This is a genomic window from Nocardiopsis sp. RV163 (assembly GCF_001029525.1).
Lineage (GTDB): Bacteria > Actinomycetota > Actinomycetes > Streptosporangiales > Streptosporangiaceae > Nocardiopsis > Nocardiopsis dassonvillei.
Map to the genome: position 1 here is coordinate 1 of NZ_LEKI01000207.1, position 8,016 is coordinate 8,016.

Here is an 8,016-nt window from a genome sequence, read left to right on the forward strand (position 1 = left end):
GGGCCGGGAGGACGCGGGCCGTGACCCGCGGGGTGGGGTCGGACCGACCGGGGCGCGGCCGTCACCGCCAGGGGGCGGTGAATGAGGTGGCGACCGCGCTCGGCGATGAACACTAGTGCATCCGCCGGGCCGCTCTCAACCTTTTCGTAATGTTCCACCGGTTGGTGCGGGGTGTCCGAAAACAGGACTGTTGTCCGTTAAACGGCGGCGGGCCGCCACCTCGCGGGTGACGGCCCTGCGTGTCTCGGACCCCTCTACGGGCGGACGGCGAACTGGAACTCGCCCGCCCAGTACGCGGCCAGGCCGACGACCTCGATGTTGCTTCCGCTGCTGGGCGCGTGCACCATCTGGCCGTTTCCGGCGTAGAGCCCGTCGTGGCTCAGTCCGCCGAAGAAGAACATGATGTCGCCTGGCTGGAGGGCGTTCATGTCGTAGATGCGCTGGCCCACCTCGGCCTGGGCGTAGGTGGTGCGGGGCAGGTCGACGCCGCCCGCGCGCCAGGCGGCCTGGACCAGGCCGGAGCAGTCGTAGCCGTTGGGGCCGGTGCCTCCCCAGACGTAGGGCAGCCCGACCTTGGAGTAGGCGAAGTCCAGGGCCGCGCCCGCGCTGCCCGAGGCGGAGCCGGTGTAGGACTGGCCGCCGCTGCCGTCGGCACCCTCGGCGGCCGGGTCGGAGTCGGGGAACTGGGCCAGGAGCGTCTCCTGCTCCTCCAGCTTCTCCTCGACGCCGGTCTTGGCCTCCTCGGCCTCCTCCAGCGCGGTCTCGGCCTCCTCCAGGGCCTCCTCGGCCTCGTCCTTGAGGGCGAACAGCCGCTCGTGGGAGGAGCCGAACTCGTCGAGCTGGGCCTTCTGGGCCTCCGACAGGTAGTTGAGGTCGGCGTTCTGCTCCAGCAGGCTCTCGGGGCCGTCGGAGGAGAGGACGTTGGTCATGGAGTCCAGGTCGCCGGACTGGTAGGTGGCGCTGGCGAGCTCCTGCACCTTGCCGCGGAGCTCCTCGTAGCGCTCCTCCTCGTCGCCGACCTGCTCGTCGAGGTCCTCGTAGAGGGTCTCGGCGACGTCGTGGTCCTCCTTGGCCTGGTTGTACTCCTCGACCGCGGTGGAGACCTCCTCGCGCAGCTCCTCGATCTTGTCTTCGACCTCGTCCTGGGTCGGCTCCGCGTAGGCGGTGCCCGGGACGAGCATGGTGCCCGCGACGACCGCGCTGATTCCGGTCGTGGCGGCGAATCGGCGAGCCGTACGTCGTCCACCGGGGTTCTTCATGGCGGTCCACGCTCCTTGGGGTCGGGCAAGTCCGCATAGGGGTGCGGGGAGAACAGTGACGGGGCCCGCGCGGGGGCGCGGGCGCGGGTGAGTGGGCGGGTCCCGACCGGCGGGCCCAGTCACGGCCTTGCTGTCCGGTGGAGCACTCACGTTCCGGGAAGAACCTAGCGGACCGTTCTGCACAGCTCAACCACGGGACCCCGTACGTGCCGGTCTTCACAGCGCGTGCCGCCGTCCGCGGCACACGCGTCGTTCCTGGGAGGGAGCCGCGGGCCGAGTTGCGTAACGAAGAGGTAACGCCTGGGGTCGGTGTGTCCCCGCTGCGCCGGGGCGGGGCCGCACCCGCCAGTGCGGCGGACGCCCGGCCCCGTCAGCCGTGCGACTCCAGACGGCGCAGGAAGATCGTCGAGGGCACCGCGCGCGCCCCGGCGCGGCGGACCGCCGTCACGATCTCGCGGTCGGAGGTGACCACCGCGATCGGCCGCCCGGGGGGTTCGGCGCGCACCAGCCGCACGATCAGCTCGTCCGCGGTCTCCCCGGGCGCGCTGAACAGCAGCCGCACCCGGCGCGCCGCCGCCATCACCGGCGGGGTGTCCACGTCAGCGCCGTCGAACACACAGGTGATCTCGGCCTTGGTCCGGCTGGCCAGCCCCTCCAGGGAGCTCATCAGCCTGGTGCGCTGGTCGGCCAGGGGGAGGGTCCCGTAGCCGGTCTTGGTGACGTTGTAGCCGTCCACCAGCAGGTGCACCCGGGGCGCGGTGAGCAGGTGCTCCAGCAGGCCGGGGTCGTCGTCGGGCAGACCGCCCAGCGACACCCGCCGCTGCTGCTCGGTCTCGGCCACCAGGTCGGCGGGACTGTCCAGGGCGGTGGGCAGCGCCAGTTCGCGGCGCAGGCCGTGGGAGGCCTCCACCAGCACGTCCAGCAGCACGCGCAGCCGCGCCTCGTCGGCGTTGCGTCCGGCGCGCACCGCCCGCCGGGCGTTGTCCAGTTGTGCCTCGGCGGCGGCCAGCCTCGATCTCAGCCGCCGGTTCTGCGACTCCAGCGCGCCGACCCGCGCGGTCGACTCCGACTCGCGTCCCGCCGTCTCGGCCAGCGCCCGCGAGGCCCGTTCGGTGGCCTCCTTGGCCCGCTGGCGCTCGGTGTGCACCTTGCGGCGCAGCTCGGCGATCTCGGTGCGCTGGGCCCTGATCCGGGACCGCAGCCGCTCCAACTCCTCCTGGTGTCCGTGCCGGGTCTCGTCAAGCTGGCGGCGGGCGGCGTCCAGGGCCTCCGCGGTCTGGTCCGCCTCCTTGGCGCTGGTCTGGCGCTCCAGCTCCCGGTGGACGTCCTCGACGATGCCGGGCCAGCCCGGGGGGCGCAGCAGGTAGGCGGAGGCGGCCACGGCCACCGGGTCGGCCGCGGGGGGCACCACGCCCGAGCGCAGGCCCTCGGCCAGCTCGGGCCACACCTGGTCCACGCGGGCCGCGACCATGCCGCGGAAGGCCTCGTCGTTCTCCAGTTGGGCGGCGATCTGCGGTCCGGCGAGCCGTGCCCTGCGGCGCGGCTCGAACCTGGCGACCCTGCGCAGCGGCGGGGGCAGGTCGCTCGCGCGCATGCCGCCGAGCACGTCCGAGCCGTACTCGACGACCCGGGCGCGCACCTGCTCGGGCAGCGGCCGGGACAGCCGTTCGCCCCCGCCGTCAGCGCCGCTGTCGCCGTCGTCGCCGTCCTGTGCCGGGTGGTCGCCACCGTCGAGCGGGTCGCCGCCGTCGGAGTCGCCGCCCGCACCGGGGCGGGCGCTCATGCCCGACCCGTCGGGCTCTCCGCCGAGGAACCGGGGACCGACCGGTCGGCGTCGGGGCGGGCGATGATCTCGACGCTGTCGGCGGCACCGCACCAGCGGCACCGCACCCGCTCGATGGTCTCGGAGAGCACGGTGCGCTCCTCGACCGCGCCCTCACCGGCCAGGTCCAGGTGGACGTAGTCCTGGGAGCGCACGGTCCGGGTCACGTCGAACCGTGTGAGATTGCCGCATCCGGTGCACCGCCACCGCTCACTGTCACCCGGCATCGCGATCCCCACGGTTCCTCCCTCGTCTGGTGCTCTGGCGGGGCGGCGGCCCGGCCGCCGCCCCGATGACCCACATCTTTGCATGTCGGGCAGGTCAGACCGTATTCCGACGGGTTGTCCCCGCCGCCGACTACCCTGACCGGGTGGTTCGACAGTCCTCGGCGCCCGTCGGCGTGCAAACCAGCATCAGCGACCTCGGTACGCCGTTGGCCGCGGCGTCCTTCGTGGTGCTGGACCTGGAGACCACCGGAACCAGCGCGAGCGGCTCCCGGATCACCGAGGTCGGCGCGGTCAGGGTGCGCGGCGGCGAGGTCGTCGGCGAGTTCGCCACCCTGGTGGATCCAGGTACCCCCATACCGGCCAACATCACCCTCCTGACGGGGATCACCCAGTCGATGGTGGCCTCGGCCCCGCCGATGGAGGAGGTCCTGCCCCGGCTGCTGGCCTTCCTGGACGCCGAACCCGGCACCGTGCTGGTGGCCCACAACGCGCCCTTCGACACCGGCTTCCTCAAGGCCGCCTGCGAGCGCCACGGCACGGACTGGCCCGGCTACCCGGTCGTGGACACGCTGCGCCTGGCCCGCGCCGTACTCGCGCGCGGCGAGACGCGCAACCACCGGCTGGCCACGCTGGCGGCCTACTTCGGGGTTCCGGCCGCGCCCAACCACCGCGCCCTGGAGGACGCCCGCGCCACGGTCGGCGTCCTGCACGGGCTCGTGGAGCGCCTGCGCCCCATGGGCGTGTCCAGCGTGGAGGAGCTGCGCTCGGTCACCAAGCCGCCCACCAAGGCCCAGCGCGACAGGCGCCACCTGGCCGAGGACCTGCCGGAGGAGCCGGGCGTGTACGTGTTCACCGACGCCCGCGGGGAGAGCCTCTACGTCGGCAAGAGCAAGAACCTGCGCCGCCGGGTGCGCACCTACTTCACCGCGGCCGAGAGCCGCCAGCGCATCCGCGAGATGGCGGGCCTGGTGGCGGGCGTGACCCCCATCGTGTGCTCCAGCGAGCTGGAGGCCTCCGTCCGCGAACTGCGCATCATCGCCGAACGCAAACCGCCCTACAACCGTCGTTCGCGCAACCCCGAGCGGGCCTCCTGGGTCCGGCTCACCTCCGACGCCTTCCCGCGCCTGTCGGTGGTGCGCACGGCCGGCGGCGAGGGCGCGGCCCACATCGGGCCCTACTCCTCGCCCCGCGAGGCCGAGCGCGCCAGGGAGGCGCTGCTCCACGTCTTCCCGCTGCGCCAGTGCGCGCACACCTTCCGGCCCCCTGAGGCGGTCGTCGGGGAAGGCGGCGCAGCGGCCCGCGTCGCACCGGAAGTGGTCGCCTCGGGCGCGCGGTGGACGGGCCCGTGCGTGGTGGCCCAGTTGGGCCGCTGCGGCGCGCCCTGCGACGGCAGCGAGAGCGAGGCCGAGTACGCGGGGCACGCCGAGGCGGCGCGCGCGGCGATGACCGGGGACCCCGCCGCCGTGGTGGACGCGCACACCGCGCGCATCGGCGAACTCGCCGCCGACCTGCGCTACGAGGAGGCCGCGCACCTGCGCGACCGCCTCACCGCGTTCCTGCGCGGAGCCAGACGGGCCCAGCGCCTGTCGGCCATCGCCGCGGTCGCGCACCTGGTCGCCTCCCGCCGCACCGCCGCGGGCTGGGAGACCTGCGTGGTCCGCCACGGCCGACTGGCCGCCAGCGCCGTGCTGCGCCCGGGCACCGACCCCGCCGCGTTCCTGGCCTCCCTCGTGGCCACCGCCGAGTACGTGCCCGGCGGGCACGGACCCAGCCCCGGCGCGCTCCCGGGGGAGACCGAGCTGGTCCTGGACTGGCTCGCCGACCCCGCCACGCGGCTGGTCGAGATCGACGGGGAGTGGACATGCCCGTTGCGCAGCGCCGAGGCGCACACCGGGATGACACACTGGGCCCATGGCCGCGCTTCCGCTCAATGACGACTACCCCGTCCGCCGCGTCCCCGTCGTCTCGTACACGCTGGTCGCGGTCAACGTCCTCGTCTACCTGGTGTCACCGCAGGCGCTGACCGCGGTCTGGTACCCGACGGACATGTTCGAGCGATTCTGCGCGATCCAGGACTACTTCATGTACTGGGGGGCCGTGCCCGCCGAGATCACGGGCCGGACCGACCTGGTCCCGCACGCGGTACCCGAGTGCGGGCAGCTCGACGGCAAGCCGGTGTGGCTCTCGGTGTTCAGCTCGATGTTCCTGCACAGCGGCCCCGGGCACCTGATCGGCAACCTGGTGTACCTGTTCGTGTTCGGGCCCGTGGTGGAGGACCGGATCGGCAAGCTGCGCTTCACGGGGCTGTACCTGGCCACCGGGGTCGCCGCCGCCTACGGCTTCGCGCTGACCGACGTCGACGCCGCCATGCCCATGGTGGGCGCGTCCGGGGCCATCTCGGGTGTGCTGGGCGCCTACCTGGTCGTGCAGTTCCGCAGCCGGGTGACCACGCTGGTGTTCGGGGTGGTCCCGATGCGCCTGCCCGGGTGGGCCGTGGTGGGCAGCTACTTCGCTCTTCAGTATCTTCTCTACGTCACCACACCGAGCGCCCCCGGCGCCGGAGGCGGCGTCGCCTACGCGGCGCACGTGTACGGGTTCGTCGCGGGGGTGGTCGTGGGACTGGTGGTCTACCGGCTGCGATGGCGCTCCGGGACGCGGCTGTCCGACGTCTACTAGGCATACGCCCTGGTGCGCCCCGGCGCGGCAGTCGCGCCCGTCCCGACATTTTCCGAGGAACCGCCCTGGAGGCACAGTGATCACCGCGATCGTCATGATCAAGGCCGACGTCCACCGCATCCCCGAGGTCGCCGGGGCGATCGCGGAGATCGACGGGGTGAGCGAGGTCTACTCGGTCACCGGCGGCGTCGACCTCATCGCCATGGTGCGGGTGCGCAAGCACGAGGACCTGGCCGAGGTGATCCCCGGCAGGGTGAACAAGGTGCCCGGCGTGCTCTCCTCCGACACCCACATCTCCTTCCAGGCCTACTCCAGGCACGACCTGGAGTCGGCCTTCGCCCTGGGCTGGTAGCCGGTCGTGGCCGGTACCTGGAGTGCGCGGGAGGAGGGGGTTCTCGCCCTGCCCTCGGGCAGGCTGGTGCGCGGCCGGGGCCTGAGGCGCCCGCTGCCGCCCGGACCCCCGCCCGACCTCGGGCTGTACCTGCTGGGCCGCGAACCGGCGCCCGTGCCCTGGGAGGGGCGCCGGCTGCGGTGGCGGGACCTCGGTCTGCCCTCCGACCCCGCGGCCGTGGGCGCGGCGCTGCGCGAGGCGTGGGCGCGCGCCGGAGCCGAACGCGTCGAGGTCGCCTGCGGCGGCGGCCGGGGGCGCACAGGCACGGCGCTGGCGTGCCGGGCGGTGCTGGACGGGGTCCCCGGGCGCGAGGCGGTCGCCTACGTCCGCGCGCACTACCTGCCGCGTGCGGTGGAGACCCCCTGGCAGCGCCGCTTCGTGGCCCGCTTCGAGGCCTGAGACCCGCCGCTGGCGGACCACCGGCCCCGGCGGGCGGGCCGAACGCCGGGGGCGCGGCACCGGTTCGCCCCGCCGCCGCGCCCCCGGCGCGTGTTCACAGCGACTTGGCGTACTGCTGGCTCGTCTCCACCCAGCGCTCCAGCGCGCGCTCGGCGGCGCCGCCGTCCACCGCCGCGGCGGCCCGCTCGTACCCGGCGCGCACCGACTCCAGCAGGGGACCCCGGACGCCGTCCACGGCGGCCAGGGCGGCGCCCGCGTTGAGCAGCACGGCGTCGCGCACCGGGCCGGTGCGGCCCGCCAGGAGGTCGCGCACGGCCTGGGCGTTGAACCCGACGTCGCCGCCGCGCAGGTCCTCCGGACGTGAGCGGGCGATGCCCAGGTCGGCGGGGTCGAGCCTCTCGCGCCGGGCCTGGCCGTCGCCCACCACCCACACCGTGGAGGTGGTCGTGGTGGTCAGCTCGTCCAGTCCGTCGTCGCCCCGGAACACCAGCGCCGAGGAGCCGCGGCGGGCGAACACCCCGGCGATCACCTCGCACATGCGCTCGTCGAACACCCCGATGGCCGATGTGGTGGGCTGGGCCGGGTTGGTCAGCGGGCCCAGGAAGTTGAACACCGTGGGCACCGCCAGCTCGCGGCGGGGCTTGGCGGTGAAGCGGAACGAGGGGTGGAAGACCGGGGCGAAGCAGAAGGCGATGCCCGCCTCCTCGGCCACCCGCACGGTCAGCTCCGGCGGCAGGTCAAGGACCACGCCCAGGCGCTCCAGCACGTCGGCCGTGCCGCAGGAGGATGACGCCGCCCGGTTGCCGTGCTTGACCACGCGGGCGCCCGCGGCCGAGGCCACGATCGCCGCCATCGTGGAAACGTTCACGGTGTGCGCGCGGTCGCCGCCGGTGCCGACGATGTCCAGGGTCGGCCCGGGGACGTGGATGCGCACGGCGTTGTCGAGCATGCCCCGGGCCAGGCCGGTCACCTCCGACACGCTCTCGCCCTTGGCGCGCAGCGCGATGGCGAACCCGGCGATCTGGGCGTCGGTCGCGGCCTCGGACATGATCTCGTTCATCGCCCACGCGGTGTCGCCGGCGCTCAGGGTCCGTCCGCCCAGCAGGGCGGTGATGAGGTTGGACCAGGTCCGCTCGGTCACGGCGGACGGCTCGTCGGGGTTCGCGGCTCCGGAGCCTGCGGCGGAGTGGGCGGCGGGGACGTTCATCTGGGTTGCTCCACGGTGAAGGAACGGGCACGGGA

At 74.0% G+C, this 8,016-nt stretch carries 8 protein-coding genes; 4 read left to right on the forward strand and 4 right to left on the reverse strand.

Annotated elements, in window-relative coordinates; genetic code table 11:
• Positions 1–254 precede the first annotated feature (254 nt).
• The 3 genes from ABD54_RS23980 to ABD54_RS23990 form a co-directional block, all read right to left on the reverse strand.
• Positions 255–1,259, reverse strand: coding sequence for an NlpC/P60 family protein (locus ABD54_RS23980; protein WP_200904182.1), 1,005 nt, complete (start codon positions 1,257–1,259; stop codon positions 255–257).
• Between the two features lie 370 nt (positions 1,260–1,629).
• Positions 1,630–3,042: an NYN domain-containing protein gene (locus tag ABD54_RS23985; protein ID WP_047871804.1), complete on the reverse strand. Its 1,413-nt coding sequence runs from the start codon at positions 3,040–3,042 to the stop codon at positions 1,630–1,632.
• Positions 3,039–3,320 carry a hypothetical protein gene (locus ABD54_RS23990; RefSeq protein ID WP_047871805.1) on the reverse strand — a complete coding sequence of 94 codons (282 nt, stop codon included), beginning with the start codon at positions 3,318–3,320 and terminating at the stop codon, positions 3,039–3,041. Before ABD54_RS23990 ends, ABD54_RS23985 begins: the two co-directional genes overlap by 4 nt.
• A 131-nt stretch (positions 3,321–3,451) precedes the next feature.
• Between ABD54_RS23990 and ABD54_RS23995 the strand changes: the two genes are divergently transcribed.
• The 4 genes from ABD54_RS23995 (at position 3,452) to ABD54_RS24010 (ending at position 6,774) form a co-directional block, all read left to right on the forward strand.
• The gene (locus ABD54_RS23995; RefSeq protein ID WP_047871806.1) at positions 3,452–5,242 is read left to right on the forward strand and encodes a DEDD exonuclease domain-containing protein; all 1,791 of its coding nucleotides are present in this window, start codon (positions 3,452–3,454) and stop codon (positions 5,240–5,242) included.
• Positions 5,220–5,984 carry a rhomboid family intramembrane serine protease gene (locus ABD54_RS24000; protein WP_047871807.1) on the forward strand — a complete coding sequence of 255 codons (765 nt, stop codon included), beginning with the start codon at positions 5,220–5,222 and terminating at the stop codon, positions 5,982–5,984. Before ABD54_RS23995 ends, ABD54_RS24000 begins: the two co-directional genes overlap by 23 nt.
• A gap of 76 nt (positions 5,985–6,060) precedes the next feature.
• The gene (locus ABD54_RS24005; protein ID WP_013154155.1) at positions 6,061–6,336 is read left to right on the forward strand and encodes an Lrp/AsnC family transcriptional regulator; all 276 of its coding nucleotides are present in this window, start codon (positions 6,061–6,063) and stop codon (positions 6,334–6,336) included.
• Between the two features lie 6 nt (positions 6,337–6,342).
• Complete coding sequence (locus tag ABD54_RS24010) at positions 6,343–6,774, forward strand: hypothetical protein (protein ID WP_047871808.1); 432 nt, start codon at positions 6,343–6,345, stop codon at positions 6,772–6,774.
• A gap of 94 nt (positions 6,775–6,868) precedes the next feature.
• Here ABD54_RS24010 and trpD read toward each other — a convergent pair whose 3' ends face one another.
• Entirely contained in the window at positions 6,869–7,981 is a 1,113-nt protein-coding gene (gene trpD, locus ABD54_RS24015) for an anthranilate phosphoribosyltransferase (RefSeq protein ID WP_047871809.1), read from the reverse strand.
• Between the last annotated feature and the right edge of the window lie 35 nt (positions 7,982–8,016).

Coding starts and splice junctions, on each gene's coding strand:
- ABD54_RS23980 (WP_200904182.1), bottom strand. CDS start 1,259: ATGAAGAACCCCGGTGGACGACGTACGGCTCGCCGATTCGCCGCCACG.
- ABD54_RS23985 (WP_047871804.1), bottom strand. CDS start 3,042: ATGAGCGCCCGCCCCGGTGCGGGCGGCGACTCCGACGGCGGCGACCCG.
- ABD54_RS24000 (WP_047871807.1), top strand. CDS start 5,220: ATGGCCGCGCTTCCGCTCAATGACGACTACCCCGTCCGCCGCGTCCCC.
- trpD (WP_047871809.1), bottom strand. CDS start 7,981: ATGAACGTCCCCGCCGCCCACTCCGCCGCAGGCTCCGGAGCCGCGAAC.